Origin of the sequence: Devosia nitrariae (genome assembly GCF_030160115.1) — a bacterium.
Lineage (GTDB): Bacteria > Pseudomonadota > Alphaproteobacteria > Rhizobiales > Devosiaceae > Devosia > Devosia nitrariae.
This window is the reverse complement of record NZ_BSNS01000005.1, coordinates 30,704-55,718: the sequence shown is the minus strand read 5'-3', so window position 1 is coordinate 55,718 and position 25,015 is coordinate 30,704. Positions and strand designations below refer to the sequence as shown.

At 65.3% G+C, this 25,015-nt stretch carries 20 protein-coding genes and 2 pseudogenes; 9 read left to right on the top strand and 13 right to left on the bottom strand.

The genetic code is table 11. The features are described from left to right. Positions 1–150: 150 nt before the first annotated feature. From QQK18_RS04875 to QQK18_RS04860, 4 genes are all read right to left on the bottom strand, one after another. Entirely contained in the window at positions 151–585 is a 435-nt protein-coding gene (locus QQK18_RS04875; protein ID WP_284339169.1) for an SRPBCC family protein, read from the bottom strand. Further along, complete coding sequence (locus QQK18_RS04870; protein ID WP_284339168.1) at positions 582–902, bottom strand: ArsR/SmtB family transcription factor; 321 nt, start codon at positions 900–902, stop codon at positions 582–584. Before QQK18_RS04870 ends, QQK18_RS04875 begins: the two co-directional genes overlap by 4 nt. 234 nt (positions 903–1,136) lie before the next feature. Then, the gene (locus tag QQK18_RS04865; protein WP_284339167.1) at positions 1,137–2,465 is read right to left on the bottom strand and encodes an O-antigen ligase family protein; all 1,329 of its coding nucleotides are present in this window, start codon (positions 2,463–2,465) and stop codon (positions 1,137–1,139) included. Positions 2,466–2,568: 103 nt separating this feature from the next. Beyond that, on the bottom strand, positions 2,569–3,477 hold the full coding sequence (locus QQK18_RS04860; protein ID WP_284339166.1) for a glycosyltransferase family 47 protein: 909 nt from the start codon (positions 3,475–3,477) through the stop codon (positions 2,569–2,571). Positions 3,478–3,818: 341 nt separating this feature from the next. Between QQK18_RS04860 and QQK18_RS04855 the strand changes: the two genes are divergently transcribed. The 3 genes from QQK18_RS04855 (at position 3,819) to QQK18_RS04845 (ending at position 6,933) form a co-directional block, all read left to right on the top strand. Continuing rightward, entirely contained in the window at positions 3,819–5,486 is a 1,668-nt protein-coding gene (locus QQK18_RS04855) for a LuxR family transcriptional regulator (RefSeq protein ID WP_284339165.1), read from the top strand. A 129-nt stretch (positions 5,487–5,615) separates the two neighbouring features. Further along, positions 5,616–6,059 (top strand): ester cyclase, encoded by a 444-nt coding sequence (locus QQK18_RS04850; protein WP_284339164.1) that lies wholly within the window; start codon positions 5,616–5,618, stop codon positions 6,057–6,059. A 52-nt stretch (positions 6,060–6,111) separates the two neighbouring features. After that, positions 6,112–6,933, top strand: coding sequence for a class I SAM-dependent methyltransferase (locus QQK18_RS04845; protein ID WP_284339163.1), 822 nt, complete (start codon positions 6,112–6,114; stop codon positions 6,931–6,933). 108 nt (positions 6,934–7,041) lie between these two features. Here QQK18_RS04845 and QQK18_RS27500 read toward each other — a convergent pair. After that, positions 7,042–7,461 (bottom strand): annotated as a pseudogene (locus QQK18_RS27500) (SRPBCC family protein); the annotation flags it as partial. A 96-nt stretch (positions 7,462–7,557) separates the two neighbouring features. Continuing rightward, positions 7,558–7,854: pseudogene (locus QQK18_RS04835) on the bottom strand (ArsR/SmtB family transcription factor); the annotation flags it as partial. Positions 7,855–8,007: 153 nt separating this feature from the next. On the opposite strand from QQK18_RS04835, the gene QQK18_RS04830 reads away from it, so the two are divergent. Both QQK18_RS04830 and QQK18_RS04825 read left to right on the top strand, forming a co-directional pair. Next, complete coding sequence (locus QQK18_RS04830; protein WP_284339162.1) at positions 8,008–8,586, top strand: TetR/AcrR family transcriptional regulator; 579 nt, start codon at positions 8,008–8,010, stop codon at positions 8,584–8,586. A 30-nt stretch (positions 8,587–8,616) separates the two neighbouring features. Continuing rightward, entirely contained in the window at positions 8,617–9,672 is a 1,056-nt protein-coding gene (locus QQK18_RS04825; protein ID WP_284339161.1) for an NAD-dependent epimerase/dehydratase family protein, read from the top strand. Between the two features lie 49 nt (positions 9,673–9,721). On the opposite strand, the gene QQK18_RS04820 is transcribed toward QQK18_RS04825, so the two are convergent. Next, positions 9,722–10,636, bottom strand: a complete 915-nt coding sequence (locus QQK18_RS04820) for a hydrogen peroxide-inducible genes activator (RefSeq protein ID WP_284339160.1) — start codon at positions 10,634–10,636, stop codon at positions 9,722–9,724. A 106-nt stretch (positions 10,637–10,742) separates the two neighbouring features. Here QQK18_RS04820 and katG point away from each other — a divergent pair, with 106 nt between their 5' ends. Next, positions 10,743–12,935, top strand: coding sequence for a catalase/peroxidase HPI (katG, locus tag QQK18_RS04815; protein ID WP_284339159.1), 2,193 nt, complete (start codon positions 10,743–10,745; stop codon positions 12,933–12,935). Between the two features lie 257 nt (positions 12,936–13,192). Here the strand turns inward: katG and QQK18_RS04810 are convergent, their stop codons facing one another. The 5 genes from QQK18_RS04810 to QQK18_RS04790 all read right to left on the bottom strand — a co-directional run bounded on the left by QQK18_RS04810 (position 13,193) and on the right by QQK18_RS04790 (position 18,337). Continuing rightward, positions 13,193–13,549, bottom strand: coding sequence for a GtrA family protein (locus tag QQK18_RS04810; RefSeq protein ID WP_284339158.1), 357 nt, complete (start codon positions 13,547–13,549; stop codon positions 13,193–13,195). Then, positions 13,546–14,259, bottom strand: coding sequence for a class I SAM-dependent methyltransferase (locus tag QQK18_RS04805; protein ID WP_284339157.1), 714 nt, complete (start codon positions 14,257–14,259; stop codon positions 13,546–13,548). Before QQK18_RS04805 ends, QQK18_RS04810 begins: the two co-directional genes overlap by 4 nt. Positions 14,260–14,263: 4 nt before the next feature. Then, positions 14,264–15,955: a DUF6311 domain-containing protein gene (locus QQK18_RS04800; protein WP_284339156.1), complete on the bottom strand. Its 1,692-nt coding sequence runs from the start codon at positions 15,953–15,955 to the stop codon at positions 14,264–14,266. Beyond that, positions 15,952–16,959, bottom strand: a complete 1,008-nt coding sequence (locus QQK18_RS04795) for a glycosyltransferase family 2 protein (protein WP_284339155.1) — start codon at positions 16,957–16,959, stop codon at positions 15,952–15,954. Before QQK18_RS04795 ends, QQK18_RS04800 begins: the two co-directional genes overlap by 4 nt. Positions 16,960–17,080: 121 nt before the next feature. Further along, the gene (locus QQK18_RS04790) at positions 17,081–18,337 is read right to left on the bottom strand and encodes a D-amino acid dehydrogenase (RefSeq protein WP_284339154.1); all 1,257 of its coding nucleotides are present in this window, start codon (positions 18,335–18,337) and stop codon (positions 17,081–17,083) included. Positions 18,338–18,553: 216 nt separating this feature from the next. Between QQK18_RS04790 and QQK18_RS04785 the strand changes: the two genes are divergently transcribed. Further along, positions 18,554–19,537, top strand: coding sequence for a TAXI family TRAP transporter solute-binding subunit (locus QQK18_RS04785; protein ID WP_379996372.1), 984 nt, complete (start codon positions 18,554–18,556; stop codon positions 19,535–19,537). A 69-nt stretch (positions 19,538–19,606) separates the two neighbouring features. Further along, positions 19,607–22,237, top strand: a complete 2,631-nt coding sequence (locus QQK18_RS04780) for a TRAP transporter permease (RefSeq protein ID WP_284339152.1) — start codon at positions 19,607–19,609, stop codon at positions 22,235–22,237. A gap of 75 nt (positions 22,238–22,312) precedes the next feature. Here the strand turns inward: QQK18_RS04780 and QQK18_RS04775 are convergent, their stop codons facing one another. Beyond that, positions 22,313–23,200, bottom strand: coding sequence for a LysR substrate-binding domain-containing protein (locus tag QQK18_RS04775; RefSeq protein WP_284339151.1), 888 nt, complete (start codon positions 23,198–23,200; stop codon positions 22,313–22,315). A 147-nt stretch (positions 23,201–23,347) separates the two neighbouring features. On the opposite strand from QQK18_RS04775, the gene QQK18_RS04770 reads away from it, so the two are divergent. Further along, positions 23,348–24,958 (top strand): ABC transporter substrate-binding protein, encoded by a 1,611-nt coding sequence (locus QQK18_RS04770; RefSeq protein ID WP_284339150.1) that lies wholly within the window; start codon positions 23,348–23,350, stop codon positions 24,956–24,958. Positions 24,959–25,015 lie beyond the last annotated feature (57 nt).

Below are 25,015 nucleotides of genomic sequence, written 5' to 3'. Positions count from 1 at the left end.
CCCCAAACGAGGTCTTCTCTGCCATCCGCAACCGTGTTGCACTTCAAACGTGACTCCACACTGCCCTCCCAGCCGATGTGACCGAATAGGCTACGCCCCCGACGGGGGACCTGGCAATCGGGCCGGTGAGCGAGAAACGCACTTCCCGCTTCAGGCCGCCGGCTCTGCCTCGCCCAACAGCCGCTCGAGCCGGGCCAAGGTCGAGCCCCAGCCGTGCTTGCCCATCTCGACCATCTCGTCGGTGATGCCCGACTGGATGAGGGTGAGGCGCGCACCGCCCGTGCCGTCGGGCGCGATTTCGAAGCGCACCGTGCTCTCGCCGGCATCGACGCCCGGCACGTTCATGGTGAATTCGACGGTGTGCGGGAGTGTCACCGTCCTCACCGTCCCACGCATGGCAAAGCGGCCTTTCGGGCCGGCAAGGACCAGCGACCAGGGGCCGGTGCGGGTCAGATCCAGGTCGTCCTCGTCGACGGAGGTGCCTTCGGGGCCCCACCATTTGAGGAGGTTCTGCCGCTGCGTGACGAAGGCGAAGAGCCGCTCGGGGGTGACGGGATAGGTGCGCTCGATCCTCAGTTCGCTCACCTGCCTTGCTCCTTGTCGATGGCTGCCCCGAGCCGGTCGAGGCTTTGTTCCCAGAACTCGCGGTAGGTCATGGTCCAGTTGCCGATGACGCGCATTGCCTCGGGCCGCACCGAATAGAGCCGCCGCTGCGCGTCGACGCGCTGCACAACGATCCCCGCATCGCGCAGCACCTTGAAATGGTGCGACATGGCCGGCGCCGACATCTCGCCCTCGACCACCAGCTCGCCCGCCGGCAGCTCGCCCTCGCGCAGCAGGCGCTCGACGATGGCGAGGCGGGTGTGGTTGCCGAGGGCAGCAAACGTATCGGAGAGGTGCATGACGTATTTCCAAATTCTCTTAATTAAGAAACATAGAAAATAATGGAGGTCAAGGGGTGAGAGATGGCATCGGCGGTTGGTCGCGGTTGCCATGAGCCGAGGCCGGTAGGTGACACCATCCGTCCCCAACAATCGGGTGTCACCCCGGCTTGCGCTGGGGGGACATCGGCGAGCGGGAGCAAAGTGCAGGTGCAGAGGGGAAAAGGGGGTGTTCCACACCCTCCGGCACCCGCCTTACGGCTGGGCCTGCGGCAGCGGGAGTTCGGGCTGATCCGGCCCGCCGGGGCCGGAGGCCGCTTGTGCTTTCCGCGCCGGCTGCATGGTCAGACCCAGGATATGGGCTCTCCAGGCTTCGCCGGCCTGCACGGCATAGACGAATGCGCAGATGACCAGGATCGAGGTGACGCTGAACTGGAAGAAGACGGCGACCTCGACGAAGCTCGAGCCGACGACCATGACGAGGAAGGCGCTGAAAAAGGCGCTGGCAGGTGAGGGGTTGCGGAAAGCCCACAACAGGCACCCGACAAGGCCGCCGTAGAGGATGAGGACCTGCAGCCCGACGCCGATGAGGCCGATCTCGACGGCGTTGGAGATATAGGTGTTGTGGAAATTAAAGCCCGAACGGCTCTCGATGCTGAATTCGGCCCAGAGGGACTCGGCAAGCGCGCTCCCCTGCACCCAGAAGGCTTGGTAGCCGACCCCGAACAGCGGGTTCTGGTTGATGAGATTGATGCCGATCTGCCAGAGGTCGGTGCGGCCGGTCAGCGTCGGGTTCTTGCCGGAAAGATCGAGCACCTGGGCAAGGATGGCGTCGCCATAGGCCACGAAGACAACCACCCCGGCCGCAGCAACGAGCGCGAGCATTACGCCAAAGAAAAGGCGCTGGGCAAGGTTGGTGAACCGGCTGATGTGGATCAGCGCCAGGATGCCGATGGCGGGGATCAGCACTATGATGGCGCCGGCCGATTGGGCGAGGACCAAAGCGGGCGCGGCAACAAGCACACTGGCGGCCGCGGCGACGCGTGCCAGCCAGTGGGCGCGCTTGTCGATAAGGAGCGCGAGCGAAGCCAGCATGAAAACCGACACGACGCCGGCGAAAGCGTTCTTGCTGCCGAAGATGCCGATCCAGGCACCGATATCGTCGCGCACCCGCCCGAAGGCAAAGCTCAGGAGGACGCCGAAACCATAGATGGCGTAGAGGAACCTGTGGAGGACGATCGGCGGAACCCGGTTGGCGATGACGATGGCGATAACGCAGGTGACGGCGAACTGGGCGCCGTGACGCAGCGTCACGGTCGGAAATTCCGACCACAGGGTCGAGGCGAGACAATAGGCGGGTAGGAGCAGGATGATCCAGTGGCGCGCGACGACGTAAAGGCTGTATTCGGGGCGGGTGGCGATGAGCGCCAGGCCCGAGGCGAGGAAGACGAGCACGGCGAGCGGGCCGAACATGGTGTTGAGGATCAGTGCCGCCAGCGCGAAGAAGGCCAGGACCCAGGCGATGTTGACATGAAAGCCGAACGGCTGGCGTGGTCCCAAAGCCATCTGAGGTGACGCAGTCATCAATGCTTACCTTCTGCACCGCGAATGGAGCGGCCGGTCTGACGGTTGCTCCACGTCTTGAGCTGTCGCCTGCCGAAGTGCCGGACCGACACCACCAGTGACGTCACGTCGTGTAAATTTCAGCGCCGTGCCGCTCCTGCTTGCGCACCGCGTCGGGTTCCGCCAGCAGGCGGAGAACCTCGGCACGTAACCTTTCCGTCTCGACGGTCATCTGCTCCCGAGCCAAGGCGAAATTATGCTCGGCGTCTTGCTGCGACCACTGAAGTGCGGACACGGGCTCGCTCATCAGGCGGAACTTATAGCCCTCATAGGGCGGGCAGGTTTCCTCGACAATCGGAATGGTGCCGCACATGGCGCCTTCGAAGAAGCGGTAGGTCCAGGCGACGCCGTTGGCCTTGAAGTCCCCGCTCGGGCACAGCACGAACTTCGAGTTCAGCATCAGGTCATAGTATTTCGAATTCCAGGATTTGGTCGGGAAATGGCGGCCTATATCGGAGGTGCGGATGATGACGTTCTTGGTGCCGCGCCGCTCCTCGATCGGCAAGTGCAGCCTGTGCGCCCATTTATTCAGCTGCTTTTCGATGAATGTCGGTTCGGCAAGCGACATCTCTTCGAGCTGCGAGAGCGAAAGCCATTGGTTGATCGCTGAGCGGCGGGTTGTGGTGAGCAGACCGGCAAACGAGGCATCATGCTGGCGCACTGCCGGCCATCGGTCGCGGCAATGGTTTAGAATCGCCTTGGGTACGATCAATGGCCGTTCGATGGAACCGATGCGTGTGACCGGCCCCAGATGGTCGATATATAGCCCGGTGACCCATTTGGCGCCTGCCTTGCCGACTCTATAGTCGAACCCGAACACCTCCTTCAGTCGGACGACCGCCTTTGTGTCTTCGGGATCGACACAGATCCTGAACCCGGCCTCGCCGATGGCCTGGGCCATCCTCAGTGTCTGCAGCAAGTAGATCGGCAAATCGATTACGACATCGATCGTTTCTGGCCCTGCAACGCCCATCCAGTGCCCCCATTTGCAACTGCCAAATGCACCAGTAGCAGCAAGGTTCCGCCAAACTTGTGCCAAATCTAAGGCAGCATGATGTTGCTTGATTCCGTTATTGAAATCGGCGCAGATCGATCAGGACGACACGTCGCGATACTCGCAGCGCAAGAGTATTCGAACTGAAGCGCGCAATTTTATTGAAATCCCTCGCCCGCACTCATGCTTGTCGCGGACAAGCGATCGGCGAGGGCGTCCGCTGATCACCGGAGCTTGTCCGGCGTCTGTCCCTCGTACGATTGGCAACCAGGTCCTGACCGACTATTCTTGCGTGTCGCAAGGAGCGACCGGGGTCTGCGATGACGCCGAGCCGAGAGCAGTTGCTGATCCGAGCCAACGAGGCGCTGGTCAAAGGCGCATTCGACGAGGCGGGCGCGGCTTTCACGCAGGCACTAACGTTCGGGGAGTGCCCGCAGGCCTATGAGGGGCTTTCCTGGATCGAGTGGTGGAACAACGACGGCAGCGGCGCGATCAGCCTGCGCGAAAGGGCGTTCCGGCTCTACCGGCAGGCGGGAGATGACCTCGGGGCTGCGCGCACGGCCATGTGGTTGGCGTCCGACCATGAGGATTTCCGCGGCGAGTTTGCGATCGGGCGCGGCTGGCGCCAGCGCGCCCATCGCCTGCTCGCCGACCATCCCGTGTGTCCCGAACACGGGTGGCTTGCCGTCCTGGAAGCCGACGTTGCCCTCATCATAAACGACGATCCCACCGCCGCCTGCCGCCATGCGCGCGCGGCGATGGCCGTCGCCGCCCAATGCGGCATTGCAGACATGGAGTTCGTGGCAATCGCCATCGAAGGGCTCGGTATGGTCGGGCGGGGTGAGATCCAGGAGGGCATGAAGCGGCTGGACGAAGCGGCCGCGTTCGTCCTCGGCGGGGAGGTCGCCGACGAGGCCTGGGCCAGCAGGATCATGTGCTACCTGATCTACGGGTGCGAGCGCATCTGCGATTTCGGACGCGCCGCCCAATGGTGCGAGACGATGCGCGAGGTCGCGGACCGCATGCACTTTGCGCTGGCACAAGGTACCTGCCGCGCCCACTACGGTTCGGTCCTCATCTTCCGTGGCAAGTGGCCGGAAGCCGAAGAAACGCTATCTCAGGCGATGGCGTATCTCGAGGCAAGCCGGCCGCCTTGGGCGGCGGAGGCGCTGGTGCGGCTTGCCGAACTGCGCCACCGCCAGGGGCGGTTCGAAGAGGCCGAGGCGCTGCTGCATCGCGCCGAATGGCACCCGCAGTCGCTGCTCGGGCTTGCCCGGATCGCGCTCGATCGCGGCCGGCTGCGTGACGCCGAAGACCTGGTCGAGAGATTCCTGCGCCACACGCCCGCAGAGAACCGCCTGCAGCGCGCGACGGCGCTCGAGCTTCTGGCGCGCGTTGCGGCCCTTTCCGGAAAGCCGGCACGGGCCGCCGAGGCGCTCGCTGATCTGCGCCTGATCGCTCAAGCCGTTCCGACGCTGCCGCTGCGGGGGATCACCGCGTTCTGCGCGGCCATGATGGCGGTGGCCGCCGGCGACCTGGAACAGGCGCGTTCCTCGTTCGAGGATGCCTTCGACCTTTTCGAGCTCGGCGGCACGCCCTACGAGGCGGCGCGCACGAGGCTCGAACTGGCGGCGCTCTTTGCCGTACTCGGTCGGCCGGAGCGGGCGCGCGAGGAAGGCCAACTGGCTCTCACGACTTTCGAGACGCTCGGCGCCGCCTTCTCGGCGGGACGCGCGCGGGCACTTGTCGACAAGATCGGGACCCGCGCGGACCCGGCCGGCGACGGCGAGGCAGGCGGAGCGCTGACGGCCCGGCAGGTCGAGATCCTGCGCCTTGTCGGGCAGGGCAGGAGCGACCGCGAGATCGCATCGCGCCTCGGGATCAGCGAGCACACAGTGCACCGGCACGTCGCCAACATCCTGATGCGGCTCGATATGCCGACGCGGGCCGCGGCCGCCGCGCATGCGGCTGGGCGCGGCCTCATCTGAAGAGGAATGGCCTGATCGGGCCATGACGATTTTTCCTTCGCCATGGCCGGAACAAGCGAAGCGGGCGGTGCGCCGTGCCGCTAGCCTTCTACATGCCGGCACAGGTCCGGCAAGCAAGGAGGAACCGCCATGAGCACCATGAGCCAAACCAGACATTCGGTCCAGGATGTCGTTACCCGCCAGATCGACGCCCTCAATCGACATGACGTCGAAACGCTGGGCGCGACCTACGGGGCCGGGGCCAGCGTCTGGGACCCGCAATATCCCGAGCTTCTCAAGGGCCGGGACGCCATCGTCACGGACTATACCGAGTTCTTGGCCGGCTTTCCGGATCTGCAGGTCACCGTCAAGCGCACGGTGGAGCAGGGGAACGATTACGCGGTCGAGTTCTCGATGACCGGCACCCATAAGGGAAACCTGATCACGCCCACCGGGCAGATACCGGCGACCAACAAGCGCATCGAAATCGCAGGCTGCGTCATGGGGCAAATCGATGACGAAGGACGCATCGTCGACGAGCGCCGCTACTTCGACTTCGCCGGCATGCTGGGCCAGCTGGGCTTGCTGGAGTGATTCGCGCCGCCGTCCCGGCACCCTTTCAAGCTCGACAACGAGGAGGAGACAGATGACAATGCCGCAGGCACTCACTCCAGCGCAAAAGTACGAACAGTTCTTCGTTCCCGCCATATTCGGCCCTTGGGCACGCATGCTGGTCGATCGCGCCGGGCCTCGCATCGGCGAGGCGCTTCTCGACCTTGCCTGCGGCACCGGCATCGTTGCCCGCACCGCCGCGCCGCTGGTCGGCCCGTCGGGGCGGGTCACAGCACTCGACCTCCGACCCGGCATGCTTGCCGTCGCCGGGGCATTGCCGCCGCCGGAGGGTGCAGCGATAGAGTGGGTTGAGGGCGATGCCACCGATACAGGGCTGCCAGATGCCAACTTCGATCACATTATCTGTCAGGCCGGGTTCCAGTTCTTCCCCGACCGGGTGCGTGCTGCGCGCGAGGCGCGGCGCATGCTAAAGGACGGAGGACAACTGACCCTGCTCGTATGGCAGTCGATCGACCGGCACCCTGTCTATGCGGCCATGGCAGAGGCCGAGATCCCCCGGCTCGGCGCGCTCGGGGTCAGCCAGGAGGAAGTGACCGTACCGTTCTCGCTCGGCAATCGTGCGGACCTGCGCGCGCTTCTTGACGAGGCGGGTCTACGTGACATCGAGATCGGTGAGGAAACGCGCGAAATGCGCGTTCCTGAACCGGACCGGTTCGTCCACAACGTCGAACAGGCCTATGCTGCGGTGATCCCGGAGTTCGCCGCCGATCCGGCAGCATTCCAGCGCTTCCTCGACGAGGTGGAGGAGGAGACGCGAGACGTCGTCGCATCCCATCGGCAGGGCGAGTGGGTGGTCTTTCCCATGCACGCCCTGATCGCGACGGCGCAGCGCTAGTAGCCCGCCAGAGCACCCGTTCTGAGGGAAAACAGAACGGGTGCTCTTCGGTTTTGTTTGTCGCGTTTTCGTACCGCAAAAGTTGAATCCACTTTTTCTGAAGAAGCTTCAGGACCCGGCGAATAGCCCGGCATAGCGGTCGAGGTAGAGCGGCCAGCCCTGGTCGGCGGCGACGCCGTCGCGCACGGACTCCCAGCCGGCGCCGTGGCGGTCGAGGTGGCGGTGCTCGAGTTCGATGCGGGTGCGGCTGGCGGTTTCGGCGATGAAGCGGACTTCGACCTCGCTGGTCTTTGCCGGATCGGTCTCGACCTGCCAGTGCGGGCTGATGTCCCAGCTGAACACCACAAGGTTGGGCGGCTCGAAGGCGAGGACGCGGGCCCAGCGGCACTCGCTGCCGTCGACGCCGCGGTCGTAGATATGGCCGCCGACGCGCGGCTCGAACAGGGTCTCCGCAATCTCGACCTTGAGCATGTTGTGCTCGCGCGGCTTGAAGCGGCCGAAGCCCTCTGTGAATACCGCAAAGGCGCGCTCGATCGGCGCCTCGACGGTGACGGTATGGCGGACGACGGTCCTGGGTGTACTCATTGCCTGCGAGTTCATGGTTCTCTCCTCTTTGATCTGTTGCTCGACGGTGGTCTTGAAGCCGGCAAGGGCCTCGATCCAGAACCGGTCGAGGTAACCGCGCATCTGCGCCAACCCCTCGGGATCGACCTGGTAGACGCGGCGGGTGCCCTCCTTGCGGTCGGTAACGAGCCTTGCGTCCTTGAGCACCTTCAAGTGCTGCGAGACGGCGGGCCGGCTGATCGGCAGATCGCCGGCAAGCTCGCCGACCGCACGCGCGCGCTCGGCCAAGCGCTCGAAGATCGCCCGCCTCACCGGATCGCCGAGTGCGGTCCAGCCGTCTGTTCGGTAAGTTTCCACGAACGGTAAGGTGACACTTACGGAACAGAGTGTCAAGAGCGGGCCGGAAAGCGGGCGGGTGCGCGTTGCTGTTGGGCAAAGACGGCGGCACCGGTTGACATGCCTTACCATCCATATTTATAACCGACCGGTCGGAAATAAATTGAGACTGGCATGGGACGTAAGCGAGTTGTCGATCAGGAAAGCATTCTCGATGCCGCCGAACTCGTGGTGGCACAGGACGGGGCGGCGAATCTGACGCTTGAGCGGGTGGCAATGCAAGCCGGGGTGAGCAAGGCGACAGTGCTCTACGACTACAAGAGCAAGCAGGCCGTGCTCGAGGCGGTGGTCGAGCGGGCCTTCGCCAGGGACCATGCCCTGCATGCCCGGGTTGAGGAGGGCCTCGAGCCAGCAGACAGTCCGGCGATGCGCTCGCGGATCGTCGCGGCGGCCGCGCCCCCGCCCGAGGCCTTCCGCAACGCCGCGCTCAACCTCAGCGCCGCGCTGGTGCTCGATGAGGAGTTGCGCCGCAATATGCAGGCCAACCAGTCGGCGGTGCTTGCGCGCATCGGCGAGACGGCGGTTTCACCGCGCGGGGCGCAACTGGCTTATCTGGCGCTCGAGGGGCTGAAGCTCCTCGAGTATCTGGATTTCCACCATTTCGACAAGACGGAGCGCGCGCGGATCTTGCGCGAGATCAACTGGCTCGTTGCCGTCAAGCCCGGGCAGGAGCCTCTCCCCTCGGGCCAATAGGCCCTGCTCCCCACAACCAGGATTTCAAAAATGATCGATATCAGAGAGGCTGGCGCCGCGCCGGTCACGGGTGCGCGCGCGCAATTCGTTCCCAAACGCATTTTCCTTACCGGCGCCGGCGGCTATGTCGGACGCAACCTCATCACCCACCTGACGGCGACGGGAAGCGAGGTGGTCGGGCTGGTGCGTAGCCACACGTCGGCCGAGCTCGTGCGCAGCCTCGGCGCCGTTCCGTTTAGAGGCGACCTGCTGGCGTCGCAGGTGATCGACGGCATGGAAGGGTGCGACGTCCTCGTCCACGCGGCCGCCGACACCGATCACGGGCCGCCTTCGCCTGAGCAGCGCCGGACCAATGAGGAGGGTACGCGTAACGTCTTGGCGGCGGCGCGCGCCGCGGGCGTGACGAGGGCCATCCACATCAGCAGCGAATCCGTGCTGGCCGACGGGCGTGCGGTGGTCAATGCGGACGAGTCCCGGCCTTTGCCGCGGCGGCCGGCCGGCGGCTATTCACGCAGCAAAGCCGTGGCAGAGGCCATCGCCCTTTCCTACAACGGTGCCGGGCTGGAGGTGATCGTGGTGCGGCCGCGGTTCGTCTGGGGGCGGGACGACACCACGGCTCTCCCGCAATTGGTGGCGGCGGCGCGCTCCGGCCGGATGGCGTGGATCAGCGGTGGCACCTACCTGACCTCCACCACCCATATCACCAATCTCTGCCGCGGCATCGAGCTCGTCCTGGCACAGGGCCGGGCTGGCGAGGTCTACTTCATCACCGATGGCGAGCCGATTGAATTCCGCCGATTCGTTTCAGGACTTCTCGAAACCCAGGGTGTGCCCGCGCCGCAAAAGTCGGTGCCCCGCGCGCTGATGCGGGCGCTCGCCATCACCGGCGACCTCCTCGGCACGCTCTCGCGCGGCCGCATCGCTGGTCCACTGACGCTGCAGGTCTTTGCAACTTCGGCCGTGGAGGTGACGCTCGATATCGGCAAGGCACGCACGGAACTCGGCTATCAGCCAGTCGTCTCGCGCGAGCAGGGCCTTGCGGAACTGCGTGCCGGCCGCTGGGGATCGCGCACGCCTGACCCGTGACCGAGTCACATCAGACGACCGTCCACGATCCACATCCGGTCGCTCCGGGTCAAGCCTCGACAGGATCAAAAACGGTGCGGCGAACCTCACGGATGATGTCGGCGATGCGCTCGAAGGTCGGGCTGAAGGGCGTCGCTTGTCGCCAGACCAGCGACAGCATGCGGCCGGCGCCGGGGGAGGCGATGGGGTGGATGGCGATGCGCTGGTCGCTGGCTTCCTTGCGAAGCGAGATCTGGGGCAAGAGCGTCACGCCCTGGCCGTTGGCGACGAACTCGACGATCGTCGAGAGCGAGGTGGCCGCGAAAGTGCGGGCGGCGGGGTCGCTGTCGAGCCGGCAGGCGGCGATGGCCTGATCACGCAGGCAATGCCCCTCGGCGAGCAGCAGGATGCGCTCGGGGGCGACATCGGCAAGGGAAACGGGCTCGGCAGTTGCTTCCGTGCGGCTGGTCGCGAGCACGAAGGGATCGTGGAACAGCGGGCGGCTGACGAGTTTGGGGCCGTTGTCGGGGGGCTCGGTGCCGATCAGTGCGATGTCGAGGCTGCCCTCGACGAGGCCGGCGATCAGCGCATCGGTGTGGTTCTCGCTGACGGTGAAGGTCAGTTGGGGAAAATCTCTCACAAGGGCCGGGAAGATTTCCGGCAGCAAATAGGGCGCAACAGTCGGGATCAGCCCGAACCGCAGGGGACGATCGGGGCGGCCGCCATGGCCGAGCGCAAAGGCATCGAGTGCTTCGGCGCTCTCGATGGTTGCCCGCGCCAGATCGACGAACCCTCTGCCGAAGGGCGTCAGCCGGACCCCGCTCTTAAGCCGGTCGAAGAGCGGCGCGCCGCACAAGGCTTCGAGCGCCAGGATCTGCTGGGAGAGGGCCGGTTGCGATATCGAACATGCCTCGGCCGCGCGGCCGAAATGACCGGTACGCGCCACGGCCATGGCATAGCGCATCTGCTTGAGTGAAATCAGCACGATAATTTCTCCTTATCGTCGAGGGAAGAATTATCGATTTGTCGGATGGATGTCACCCGCCTATAACTGGGCGATGCCGCAAGAAACGACAGCAGGAGCCCCCGCCATGAACGAACATGCCCCCTCCCCGAGTGGCGAAGCACCGGCCGGCAAATGCCCGGTCAACCACGGCAGGTCGGGCCGGACGAACCGCGACTGGTGGCCCCATCAGCTCGACCTGCAGATGCTGCACCGCAATTCGGCGCTCTCCGATCCCATGGGCCCGGACTTCGATTATGCCGAAGAGTTCAAGAAGCTCGACCTCGCGGCGGTGAAGGCCGACCTTCACGCGCTGATGACGCAGTCGCAGGAGTGGTGGCCGGCCGATTTCGGCCACTATGGCGGCCTCTTCATCCGCATGGCCTGGCATAGCGCCGGCACCTACCGCATCACCGACGGACGTGGCGGCGCCGGCCAGGGCCAGCAGCGTTTCGCCCCGCTCAACAGCTGGCCGGACAACGCCAATCTCGACAAGGCCCGCCGGCTGGTCTGGCCGATCAAGCAAAAATACGGCAACAGAATCTCCTGGGCCGACCTGATGGTCCTCACCGGCAACGTCGCGCTCGAATCCATGGGCTTCAAGACCTTCGGCTTTGCGGGCGGGCGCGCCGATGTGTGGGAGCCCGAGGAGCTGTTCTGGGGACCAGAAGGGACATGGCTTGGCGACGAGCGCTATAGCGGAGAGCGTCAGCTCTCCGAGCCGCTGGGCGCGGTGCAGATGGGCCTCATCTATGTCAATCCGGAAGGTCCGAACGGCAAGCCCGACCCGGTAGCCGCAGCGCACGGCATCCGCGAGACCTTCCGCCGCATGGCGATGAACGACGAAGAGACCGTGGCGCTGATCGCCGGCGGTCACACCTTCGGCAAGACCCATGGCGCAGGCGACCCGTCGCTGATCGCCGCCGAGCCCGAGGGCGCCGACCTCGAAGACCAGGGTCTCGGCTGGAAGAGCAGTCACGAAACAGGTGTTGGTGCCCATGCGATCACGTCGGGGCTGGAGGTCACCTGGTCGCAGACACCGACGCGCTGGAGCAACTTCTTCTTCGAGAACCTCTTCAACCATGAATGGGAGTTGACCAAGAGCCCGGCAGGGGCCTGGCAGTGGCAGGCCAAGAATGCTGAGGCTTCGGTTCCCGATCCCTTCGATCCGGCCAGGAAGCGCCTCCCGACGATGCTGACCACCGACCTCTCTCTGCGGTTCGACCCGGAATACGAGAAGATCTCGCGCCGGTTCCTTGAGCATCCCGATCAGTTCGCCGACGCGTTCGCGCGTGCCTGGTTCAAGCTGACCCACCGCGACATGGGCCCGAAGGTGCGCTATCTCGGCCCGGAAGTGCCGGCCGAAGACCTGATCTGGCAGGATGTGATCCCTGCCGTCGAGCATGAGCTCGTCGACGAGACCGACGTCGCCGATCTCAAGCAAAGGATCCTTGAAACGGGACTTTCCGTGTCGGAACTGGTCTCGACCACATGGGCCTCCGCCTCGACCTTCCGTCGCTCGGACAAACGCGGCGGCGCGAATGGCGCCCGCATCCGTCTTGCCCCGCAGAAGGATTGGGAGGTCAACGAGCCGGCCCGCCTCGCCAGGGTACTGGCGGCGCTCGAGGCCGTGCAGCAGGACTTCAACGCCACGCAAACCGGCGGCAAGAGGGTGTCGCTGGCCGACCTCATCGTTCTCGCCGGTGGTGTCGGCATCGAGAAGGCGGCGGAAGCGGCCGGCCATTCGATCACCGTGCCCTTCACTCCGGGCCGCATGGATGCCTCGGCCGAGCAGACGGATGTGGCGTCGTTCGCCGCGCTCGAACCGCGTGCCGACGGCTTCCGCAACTATCTCAGCGGCCGCCAGTTCATGCAGCCGGAAGAGGCGCTGATCGATAGGGCACAGCTGCTGGGGCTGACCGGGCCGGAAATGACCGTGCTGGTCGGGGGCCTGCGCGTCCTCGAGGCCGGCGTCAACGACCACGGCGTCTTCACCGACAGGCCCGGGACCCTCACCAACGACTTCTTTCTCAATCTCCTCGATATGGCGACGCAGTGGTCCCCGAAGGAAGGCGAAGAGGGCGTCTACGAAGGCCGCGATCGCAACACTGGCGCGCTCAAGTGGACGGGCACCCGCGTCGATCTGATCTTCGGCTCTCACTCGCAGATGCGCGCCCTCGCCGAAGTCTATGGTCAGTCGGATTCGGCGGCCAAATTCGCCAAGGATTTCGTGGCCGCGTGGGTCAAGGTGATGAACGCGGACCGTTTCGACCTGCGATAGGAGCGGCGGGGGGCGGCCGGTGGGAGACAACGCCAGATCGGAGCTCGCTAACACGCACTGCTGCGGTCCGGTGGGGTCCATACCTCCCACCGGGTCATTCCTGCGCGAACCTCTGTTCCTTTTGCCGGATCCGCAACTGAGGTCTGCTTTCGTGGGGATGACCCCGGGATGGTGGAGGGACTGGGGCAGGAGCCGAGGCCGCGGTCGCCAAGCGCCCGGCCGGTGACGCTCCACCGGTCTTCACCTGTCAACCGTCTCTACCTCGCGAACGTCCAGATGGCGTGGAGGGAGTATGTCATTACCGGCACCAGGAGCACGACCACGGCGATGCCCATGAGGTCGGTGCCTCCAGCCGTCCGCACCAACTCGGCGATGGCGACCGTTGCCACCAGCCCCAGGGCGGAGACGGCCGTATATCTTGCGAACTGGGCGCGGGCCGGGGACTGGCCAAAGGTCCAGACCGTGTTGAGATACCACGAGACGAGGAGGGCAACGCAAAAGGCGCAGCCATTGGCGAGGCCAGGGCCCCAGCCCAGGTATGTGAGCGAGAGCGCAACGGCAATGTGGGTGCCGGTTGAGATGAGGCCCGCAGCTGCAAAGCGCGCGATCCTCATTGCCCGTTCCGGGTCAGCACGGCAAAGAGGGAAAGGCCGATCGGCAAGCCCTTGAAGAGGCGGGCAAGGCGGGCTTCGGCTGTCAGTATGGCCGTAAGCGTGGCGTTGATCGGTGCGGGCGGGATGCTTCCGCCGGCGACATCCCCGTCGGTATCGCGCCGATCGAGCAGCCGCACCAGCGCGGCGGCCGGAAAGAGCGCGCAGTTGAAATACGTCAGCCGGCGCAAACGGTACCCGCACTCGACCGCGAGGTGACGCAGCTCCTCTTTGGAATATCTGCGGAAGTGATGCAGCACCTCGTCGTGCCCGCTCCACAGCCATTGATGGGCCGGGACACTGAGGATCAGCACCCCGTCGGGTGCCAGTATCTTCCTGATGGCGCGTAGCGTTCCCGCGTCGTCCTCGACATGCTCGAGGACGTCGAAGAGGCCGACGATATCAGCGCTTTCGGCTTCGAATGGGATATCGTCGGGCAGCCGGCCCGCAACCACCGGGATCCCGCCCTTCGCCGCGGCGACTTCGCGGGCACCGGCGTCGTACTCCATCGCCGACACGGTGCCGAAGGCCTTGAGCATTTCGAGGTTGCCGCCGGTTCCGGCGCCGAGCTCGATCACCCGGGCGCTAGCGGGCGGTGGCAGCTCTTCGATGAGGCTCGCGATCATGCGGCGGCGGCCGACGAACCACCAATGGGTCTCTTCGGTGGCGGCCATGCGCTCATAGGCGGTGCGGTGCAGTTGCGCCTCCCATGTTGTCCAACGTAAGCACGGGCGAGCCTTCGCAGAGATCCGGCAGGCTCACGCAGCCTTCGCGGGCGAATATATGCCGGCCGTCGATGACCGTCATGAGGTCGCCCGGCCGCGCCTGCGCGGCGGCGGCTGTTCGGGCGGCGTCATCGAGAATATAGACGGCGCCGGGATCGAAGGCGCCGGTGCTCAAGGCTTCCTCTGCGCGCTGCTGGGCCTCCGCGAGCGGCGGCACGCGGGCGAGGTAGACGCTGTCGGTCGCCATCCCGTAACGGGCAGCCACGCGCGAGGCGTAGTGCCAGCTCAACCCCGGATGCTGAACCGGAATCGCCCGCACGCGCTGGTAGTGCTGCGCCAACTCTGCCCATAGCGGCGAGATCGGCTGCGGGGCAGCGGCGATCATGGTCGCGCGCTCCCTGGTGGCTGCGATCCCCGGGGCCATGTCGAACACCTGCAGAGCGAGGCAAGCCGCTGCGATGGCTGTTCCGTAGCGCCGGTAGCGCCAGGTCATGGCGAGCACGACAAAGATGGTCGCGAGATAGACGGCCGGCCAGACAAAGCGTCCGCTGGAACGGAGGATGCCGGCGAGGCGCGCGAGCGCATCGGGCAGCGGCAGGGTGAGGACGGTGGTTCCGGCGATATCGATCGCGTTCGAGAGTGAAAAGACGAACATCACGATGACGACGAGGGCAAGCGGCCAGATTTCGGAAACCGATATCCGCTTCAGCTGACCCATGGCCGGCAGCGTCGCGAGGGCGAGGAGGATGATGCCGGTACCAAGAAATCCATAACCCTCATAGGCGCCCGCGCCATTGGGAATGTCCACGAACAAGCGCGAGAAGCGGCCGGCGTCGACCAGGCCCAGGAGATCATGCTTGAAGTAACCGAAGCCATCCGCCTCCGGGCTGGCGCCGACGAACATGCCGATCGACCACATGATGGCAGCCGAGATCGCGACGGCGACGATGCCGTTCCCAAGGAGGCGCGGGATGCCGGTGACCTCGAGCCGGTGCCGCTTGAGAAGGTCCGCGCAGAATACGGCAAGGACCATGATGAAGAGATAGGGGTGGATCGCCGCGACGACCGCGAGGAGGACGATCCATGGCAGGAGCCGCGTCGCCCTGCCGAAGTAGAGGTAGAACGCCGCCAGCAGGGTCCAGTGCGCGGTCAGCGCCAGGTGGCTGCTCCTTGCGACCAGCACCGGGGCGGCGACGCAGAATGCCGAAGCGACGAGCGCAGCCTCCGTGCCGGCGCCCAGCCGGCGTGCGAGGAGGTACCCGAAGACGCCCTGCAGCACGGCGCAGACCAGCGTCCACAGGCCCAGATATTGAAACGGCCTCGGCAGAACGCCGCCAAGAGCCTTGAACGGAAGCGCGAGCAGCGGGATCGAGTCCGAATAGACGATGCTGCTGGAAAGCTCGAGCCCGTAACGCGGGTTGAGGCCGAGGGGCCATGCCCATGGCGTGTCGCGAAACAGCGCCCAACCGAGGTAATTGACGCCGCGGTCGGTGTTATCGAGCAGCCAGTCCACGTTGGTCGGGTCGAGGATCGCTGGATCGACCCAGAACGTCCAATAGACGACCCCGAAGAGCCCGGCGCAGGCAAGCGCGAGCCACTCGTCACGGAGCGAGGACGCGATGGTCGTCGAGGGGGTTGCGGTCATGCCGGACCGGCGGGCTTTGTCAGGTCGAGCTGCCCGGCGCCCCGTGCCACCGCCGCTTCCTCGACCGGCCCTGAGCGCTTCAATACGTCCCTCAGTACGTAGACCGGTCGCTGCTTGCTTTCCATATAGGCCCGCCCCAGATACTGCCCGATGATGCCGATGCTCAACAGCTGCAGCCCTCCGAGAAACAGAATGACCGTGAGCATGGAGGCATAGCCGGGTACGTCGATCCTGCCGAGCAAGGCCAGCGCGACAAGCGCCGCGCCGTAGACGAAGGAGAGGCAGGCAATAACGAAGCCGAGATAGCCTGCAAGCTCGAGCGGCACGGTCGAAAAGCCGGTGAGCCCATCAAGCGCGAAGTTCCACAGCTTCCAGCCGGAGAACTTGGTCTTGCCGGTTTGACGGGTGCCGCGAACGTAGTCTACGCACGCGGTGCGGAAGCCTACCCAGGCGAACAGCCCTTTCATGAAGCGCCGCCGTTCGGGCAACCGCCTTATGGCGTCGACCACCTTGCGGTCCATCAGGCGAAAATCGCCGACGTCGTGCGGAATGCGCGGTTCGGCGATGCGGTTGTGGGTGGCATAGAAGGCGTGGGCGGTCTTGCGCTTGAGCCAGCTGTCGCTCGATCGGCTCGCCCTGCGGGCAACGACCACCTCATAACCGGCTACCCAAGCGTCCAGCATCTTGGGGATCAACTCGGGCGGATCCTGGAGGTCGACATCGATGGGGATGACCGCATCGCCGGTCGCGTGGTCGAGACCGGCAGTCAGCGCTGCCTCCTTGCCGAAATTGCGGGAGAGGTCGAGGATGACGAGTTCAGAGTTTCTCGGCTTGTCGACGCTGGTCAGCACCTCGATGGTGCGGTCGGTGCTGCCGTCATTGACGAATACATATTGGAAGCGATGGTCGGGGAGCCTTCTCTGGACTGCAGCCATCCGCGCGAAGAAGCGGGGCACCGCTTCTTCTTCGTTAAGAACGGGTACGACGATACTGATCAGCGCCACGTCCAACCTGCTGAGCTTACCGCGGCCGAGACGACAACGCGCGTTCGGTCGAAGCGTTGCCGCCCTGCGCCTAAAGGACAAGAAAATTAGACTTTTGCCTTGCTTGCCTTGCAGCGCCAGCTCAGCGGTGTTTGAGGGCGAAGAGGCTGACGGGGGCTGGGGAGGGGCGGCCGGCAATGTGGGCGGCGAGCGCCGAAGCCGACCCGAAGGCCAGGGTCAGTCCCAGCGCCCCGTGCCCAACATTGAGCAACAGCCGGTCGAGCCCGCTGTCGCCAAGTATCGGTGTGCCACGCGGCGTTGCCGGGCGCAGGCCCGCCCAGAGCTTCACGGCATTCCAGTCGGCGGCGTCGGGGAAGTCGGCGCGGGCGTCGGCGAGGAGCTTGTCGGTGCGACGGGTGTCGATCGAAGTGGTCTCGCCCACGAGATCGGCCGCACCGGCGACTCGCAAGCTGTCGCCGAGGCGCGCCAGCACCACCTTGCGCTTGGCATCGGTGATGCTGACCCGCGGGGCCGTGGCGTCGGCAGCGGCGGGGGCCGAGAGGCTGTAGCCCTTGAGCGGATAGATGGGCAGGTCAACGCCGACGGTGCGGGCGAGAGCGCGGGCCCCGACACCGGCTGCCAGCACGTAGAGGTCGGCCTCCAGCGCGCCGTCGGCAGATTCGACCGCCACCACCTTGCCGCCCTCACGGCGGAGGCCGGTGACGGTGGTGCCGAAGAGGAAGCGGACGTCGCCCGCGCCGGTTCGCAGCCGCCGCTCCAGCGCCTGGGCCAGCAGATGGGCATCGGCGGCCTCGTCGCCGGGCGAGAAGAGGCCACCGACCACGCGGTCGGCGATGCCGGCGAGCGCCGGCTCGAGCGAGAGGCACGCATCGCGGTCGAGCGCGCGCCGCTCGGTGCCGGAGGCGGCCTGATGCTCGGCATGGCGGCGGGCCGCGGCAAAGCTCTCATCGTTGCTGTGGACGACGAGCTTTCCCGTCCGGGACCAGGCGAAGTCGGCGTCGGCGAGCTCATCTGTCGCGTGCAGCACGTCGCGGCTGAGTTGCGCCAAGGCGCCGAGCCTGTCGATGGTGTCGCGGGCCTGGCGGTCGTTGCAGGCGAGGAGGAACTGTGCCAGCCAGCGGTACTGAAATGGATCGATGCCGGGCCGGAACTGAACAGGGGAATCGCGATCGAGCATCAGCTTGGGCAGTTGCCGCCAGATGGAGCCGTCGGCGAGCGGGGCAACGTAGGAATAGCTGAGCTGACCGCCATTGGCGTGGCTCGCCCCCTCCGCCGGCCCGGCCGCCCGGTCGATCACGGTCACCCGATGGCCGTCGCGCGCTAGTTCCCAGGCCGTTGTCATGCCGACGATGCCGGCGCCGATTACGATGATATCCATGGCAAGGAGTCCGCCGCTGCAGTTGCAGTTGCATAGCCCCCGGCACACACGCTGTCATCCCTCCAGGCTAAAGCACTTGAGGCGAAGGCGGAATTGCTGTCCTATTGGGACCGGTGACGCCGCGCGTCATGAAACTTGTGACGGTTTGCGTCAGGTCACTTTTGACGCTTCGCGTCTTGGCAGTCACTCCACGATTGAGTCCGCCGTTCCGGCTGATTGAAAGTAAGGATGATTGAAATGAAGCAATTCTTGATGCCCGTCGCAACGGCCGCCCTCCTAGCAGGTGCCGCGCCGGCCGTTGCCCAGCAGCAGTTCATCACCATCGGCACCGGCGGTGTCACCGGCGTCTACTACGCCGCGGGCGGTGCCATCTGCCGGCTGATGAACGAAACCCGCAACGAACACGGCTTCCGCTGCTCGGTCGAGTCCACGGCCGCTTCGGTCTACAACCTCAATGCCATCCGGCAGGGCGAGCTCGATTTCGGCGTTACCCAATCCGACGTCATGTATTTCGCAGTAAACGGCGAGGCCGACTTTGCCGATGCCGGTCCTTGGGGGGATCTGCGGGCCGTGTTCTCGCTGCATCCGGAGCCGTTCACGCTGGTCGCCCGTCCCGAGGCCGGCATCGAGAGCTTCGAGGATCTTGCCGGCAAGCGGGTCAATATCGGCGCTCCGGGCTCAGGCACGCAGGCCTCGATGGACATCATCCTCGAGGCGATGGACATGTCGCGCAGCGATTTTGCCCTGGCCTCCGAACTGCGGCCCGACGAGCATGGGCCGGCGCTCTGCGACAACCAGATCGATGCCTTCTTCTACGGCGTCGGACACCCGTCGGCCAACATCGCCGACCCGACCACGACCTGCGAGGCGCAGCTGGTGCCGATCACCGGCGAAGCCATCGACGGGCTGATCGAGGCAAATCCTTATTATGCTGCCGCCACCATTCCCGGCGGCACCTATGCCAACAACGATGAAGACGTCGAAACCTTCGGCGTGCTGGCAGCTCTGGCTGCCTCCACCGACACGCCCGAGGACGCGGTCTATGCGTTGGTCAAGGCAGTGTTCGAGAACTTCGACACCTTCAAGTCGCTGCATCCGGCGCTCGCCAACCTTTCCGAAGAGAACATGATTGTCGACGGACTTTCGGCGCCGCTGCATCCGGGCGCCGAGCGCTACTACAAGGAGCAAGGCTGGCTCTAGCCCGGCAGCATCGCATCCGGCGGCCCGCCATGGCGGGCCGCCGCTTTCGCAGGCGGAAGAGGACAGGCGATGAGCAGCCAAGATAGCGCCGGCAGCGCACATGCCGAGGAGTCACCCGACCGCGAGGAATTGGCGCGGATCGTGGCCGAGGCCGACACCGGCGCGCGGCAACCGCGTGACCGCTTCGGGCGGGCGGTATTCTTCTTCGTCCCGCTGGCCTGGGCCCTGTTCCAGTTGTGGTATGCCTCGCCGTTTCCGTTCCAACTCCGCGTAGGCGTTTTCAACGCCACGGAGGCGCGTGCCATCCACCTCGCCTTCGCGCTGTTCCTGGTGTTCACCGCCTTTCCGGCAGCGCGCTGGGCCTCGCGCGAGCACGTGCCGTGGTACGACTGGGTGCTGGCGCTGCTGGCCGCCTCCTGTTCGGCGTATCTCTTCGTCTTCCAGTCGGAGATCGCGCGGCGTCCGGGACTGCCGACAACGGCCGACCTTATCATCGGCGTGGCTGGCGTCGTGTTCCTGCTGGAGGCGGCGCGGCGGTCTCTCGGGGTCGCACTTCCGATCGTCGGCATCGCGTTTCTCTGCTACGCCTTCTTCGGCCCCTATCTCCCCGACCTTTTTGCGCATCGAGGCGCCTCGCTGCAGCGTGCGGCGACGCAGTACTGGCTGACCACCGAAGGTGTGTTCGGCGTGGCGCTTGGCGTCTCCACCGCCTTCGTCTTCCTTTTCGTGCTCTTCGGCTCGCTGCTCGAGAAAGCCGGCGCCGGCAATTATTTCATCAAGGTGGCCTTTGCCATGCTCGGGCATCTGCGCGGCGGCCCGGCAAAGGCAGCGGTGCTCGGATCAGGTACGACGGGGCTCATCTCGGGTTCTTCGGTCGCCAACGTCGTCACCACCGGCACTTTCACCATCCCATTGATGAAACGCGTTGGCTATTCTCCGGTCAAGGCCGGGGCCATCGAGGTCTCGGCCTCGGTCAACGGGCAACTGATGCCGCCGGTCATGGGCGCGGCAGCGTTCCTCATCGCCGAATATGTCGGCATCTCCTACGCGCAGGTGGTGATCCACGCGATCGTTCCCGCGGCGCTGACCTACATCTCGTTGTTCTATGTGGTCGACATCGAAGCGCGCAAAGCCGACCTCAAGGGGTTGCCGCGCGAACGCAAGCGTTCGCGGCTGATGAGCCTGGCGCTGTTCGGCATGACCGCCAGCGCTTTCGTGCTGTTCGCCGCGGCAGTCTATTATGGTCTCGGCTGGACCCGAACGCTGTTCGGACCGGCCGCCTCCTGGGCCGCTGGCCTGGGAGCGCTGGCCATCTATATCGGCTCCGTAGCCTTCCGAGCCCGTTTCCCCGACCTCGAGATCGACGATCCCAATGACCTGGCGGTGCGGGTCCCGGACACGATGGAGGTGGCGCCGACCGGTATCCACTACTTGATGCCGGTGTTCATCCTTGTCTGGTGCCTGATGGTCGAGGAGCTCTCGCCGGGGCTCTCGGCTTTCTACGGCACCTGCGCGCTGATCTTCCTGGTGCTGACGCAACGGCCGCTGATCGCGCTGTTCCGGGGCGAGGCCGACTGGCTGGGCCCGCTCAAGTCCGGTTTCGTGGACGTGCTTGATGGGCTGGTGACGGGCGCGCGCAACATGATCGGCATCGCCATCGCCACCGCGGCGGCAGGTATCGTCGTCGGCACTGTCGCGCTGACCGGCATCGGCCTGGTGCTGACCGAAGTGGTCATCGGCATCTCCGGCGGCAACCTCTTGATCATGCTGCTCATGACCGCCGCCATCTGCATGATCCTCGGGCTCGGCATGCCGACCACCGCCAACTATGTGGTGGTCGCGACGCTGATCGCGCCGGTGATCGTCGACGTCGCCAGCCTCAACGGTCTTGCCGTGGCGCTGGTCGCCGTTCACCTCTACGTCTTCTATTTCGGGCTGATGGCGGACGTGACGCCGCCAGTGGGGCTCGCCTCATTTGCGGCCTCGGCGATCTCGCGCGCCGATCCGGTGCGAACGGGGGTACAAGCCTTCCGCTATGAGATGCGCACAGCCATCCTGCCGCTGATCTTCATCTTCAACCACCAGTTGCTGCTGATCGGGGTCGCCAACTGGGCGCACCTCATCCTCGTGGTCCTGGCCTCGCTCCTCGGCATGCTCATGTTCGTCTCGGTGACGCAGCAGATCTTCATCAGCCGAAGCCGCATATGGGAAACCGCCATGCTGCTGCTGGCGGCGGCAATGCTGTTCCTGCCGGGTCAGTTCATGGACCGCCTCACCAACGGCACGCGCGATGCTCCAGCCGCCGACGTCGTGGAACTGGCCGAGCAGGCACCGGAAAATGCGTTCCTTGCGGTCGAAGTCTCGGGCATAGACCTCTCGGGCAACGAGTACACCCGGGTGGTTCGGCTCCCGCTCGGCGACCTCGGCCCTGGCGCCGAGCGCCTGGGCAATGCCGGCCTGCAGGTGGCCCCGCTTGCCGGCGACGTCCAGGTGATCAACGTGCGCTTCCGCAGCCAGGCGGAACGGCTGGGGCTCGCCATCGGCCAATCGGTGGAACGAGTGCTGTTGCCGAACCCAGATCGTCCGGCGCCCGAATGGATGTTCCTGCCGGCACTGGCGCTGATCGGGCTGGTGGCGGGCCTGCAGTGGCGACGGCGGGAGTGGGACCAGCCGGGACGTGCGCGGGCGAAGCCGGCATAGGTGCATATTTGACGCATGATTTGCGTCGAATATGCTTGCCGACGCGTCGAATAGTACAGTCGGCCTCGCTGGCGATCACTCATCGCTTGCGACGGCCCGCAGCCAGCTCCTGAACTGCCTGAAGCGGGGTGAGCGTAGCTTCAGTTCGGAAAAGACGAAGGCGTATTCCTCGTGCACCGCCTGGTCCGAAAAGAGCGTGACCAGGCGACCTGAGGCGAGTTCCTCGCGCACCAGCGCCAGGCGGACGATGGCGATGCCCAGGCCTTCGGCGGCCCCGATCAACTCGAGGCCGGGACTTTCAAAGTCGATGCAGCGCGCCTTCGAGAAGACCAGCGGTGCCCGCTCGCCGAGCCAGCGTTCCCAGTTCCTTATATATTGGGCCGAACGCAGCAAGGTGTGCCGCGTAAGGTCATCGGGCATCTCAAGGGACGGCGCTTCCTTGAGATACGCGGGACTGCAGACGGGAGAGAGGTCGGCGTCCGCTAGTACATCCATGAGAAAACCCGAGCGCGGCTTCGGGCTGATGGCGACGGCGCCGTCCACTGCGCTCGTGTTGTCGCTGTCGGCAACGAAGTTGATCGCCATGTCGGGATGGGCCGCGTAGAGCCCGCCCAAAGCCGGCATGACAAATTTTTGCAGGAACATGCGCGGTGCCGCGATGATCAGCGGTCCGCGATCGGCGTCGGCCGAGGTGGTGCGCGTGGCTTCGCGGACCTCGCCGAGCGCGGCGTGGATCTTTGCCCAATAGGCCTCCCCGGCCGGAGTGAAGATGATGCGGCGGTGGGCGCGTTCGAAGAGCTTCAAGCCGAGAAACGTTTCGAGATTGTGGACTTGGCGGCTGATGGCGCCCGGCGTCAGGTGCAGTTCGTCCGCAGCTCGCACGACACTCAAATGCCTCCCGACCGCCTCGAATACGGGCAGCGCCGTCATCGGCGGCAGGACGCGACCCGCTCTTTCACTCATTTCCGTTGGGCCCCGCTTCCCGCACGGCCGGCAGGCTAGCCAATAGTTGAGAAAAACTCAATCGTGCGCAGAAAGACTGCCTTTTTTGGCGTGGGCCACGCTCATAGGTTTCCGGCAGCGACCCGCAGGGGATCAAGGGAGGAAGTCGTGAAAGATCTATTGCATAAGACAATTGGGGCGAGCCTTATCGTCGCCACATCATTGATTGCCGTAGAGGCGGGCGCCGAGGAGCTGAGGGTCGGCCTTGCGGCCATTGCCACTTCGGCCGATCCGCACTTCCACCGCGCCGGCTTCAACTTCGATCTGCGCGAGAACATTTCGGATGCGCTCGCCTATTCGAATGGTGCGACGGGCGAGCTGGAGCCGCGGCTTGCCAGTTCCTGGGAGATCGTCGGCGAGACAAGCTGGGTGCTGACCCTTGAGTCCGGCGCAACCTTTGCGAGCGGCGAGGCGCTCGGCGCCGACGACGTCATCTATTCGCTCTGCCGCGTGCGCAACGTGCCCGAGAGCCCCGGCCTCTATTCCAGCTTCGTGTCGACCATTGCCGGCATCAGCGACGCGGGGGACGGCAAGGTCGAAATCACCACCAAGGCGCCCGACCCGAACCTGATGCGCAGCCTCAGCAATATCGGCATTGTCGAGAACCCGACGGGTACCACGCTCACCTATGACGAAGCCGACTGCGGCAACGACAACTGGCTCGACACCAACGCCTTCAACGACGGCAGCCTCTCGGCGGGCATCGGCCATTTCCGGGTGAAGAGCTTCACGCCCGACGTCGAGATCGTGCTCGAAAGGAATGAAGGCTATTACGGCGAGGCGGCGGCCTATGACACGGTGACGGTGAAGTCGCTGCCCGACAACAGCGCCCGTATCGCGGCGCTCCTCGGCGGATCGGTGGATGTGATCAATGCTGTGCCGATCAATGGTGTGGACTCGATCCAGACCGATGGCCGCTTCCATCTCGCCTCGGCGCCTTCGACGCTGCTGATCTTCCTCCTGCCGGACCAAGGCCAGGAGAGCACACCCAAGGTCACAGGCACCGACGGCAAGAACCCCTATCTCGACCCGCGCGTGCGCAGGGCTCTGAACCTGGCGATCAACCGCGACGAGATTGCCGAAACGGTGATGGGCGGCATGGCGCAGCCGGCCAGCCAGCTGATCGTCGGTGGCGTCTTCGGACACAACCCCGATATCGATCCCTATCTCTATAACCCTGATCTGGCACGGGAACTGCTGGCGGAGGCCGGCTATCCGGACGGCTTCGGGCTGACCCTGACCGCACCCTCCGACCGCTATGTCAACGGCGGCCAGGTGGCCCAGGCCGTGGCGGCGATGCTGTCGCAGATCGGCCTCGACGTGACGCTCGAAACTTTCCCCAAGAGCGTCTATTTCGAGAAGGCCAGCGCCTACGAATACAGCCTCTACCTTGCCGGCGCGGCGGCAGACACCGGCGAAGGTCTGAGCCTGATGCTCAATCTTGCCGCCACCCGCGATACCGAAAAGGGCCGGGGCGGGGCTAACCGCGGGCGCTACTCCAATCCGGTGACGGACGAGTATCTGAGCCAGGCGCAAAGCACGCTCGACGATGCCGCCCGCGAGGCGCTGATCCAGCAGGCTTCCGCCCAGGTCTATGAGGACGACGGCTACGTGCCGCTCTACCACGAGTTCGGTGTGTGGGCCGTGCGCAATGGCGTCCACTACGAGCCGAACGCCAACCTCATCAACATCTTCTATTCGGCGCACCCCGACGACTGAGTGCGCCGGGGCGAGGCGGGTGGCTCCTCCCGCCTCGCCCTACCTGTTCCACCTTTC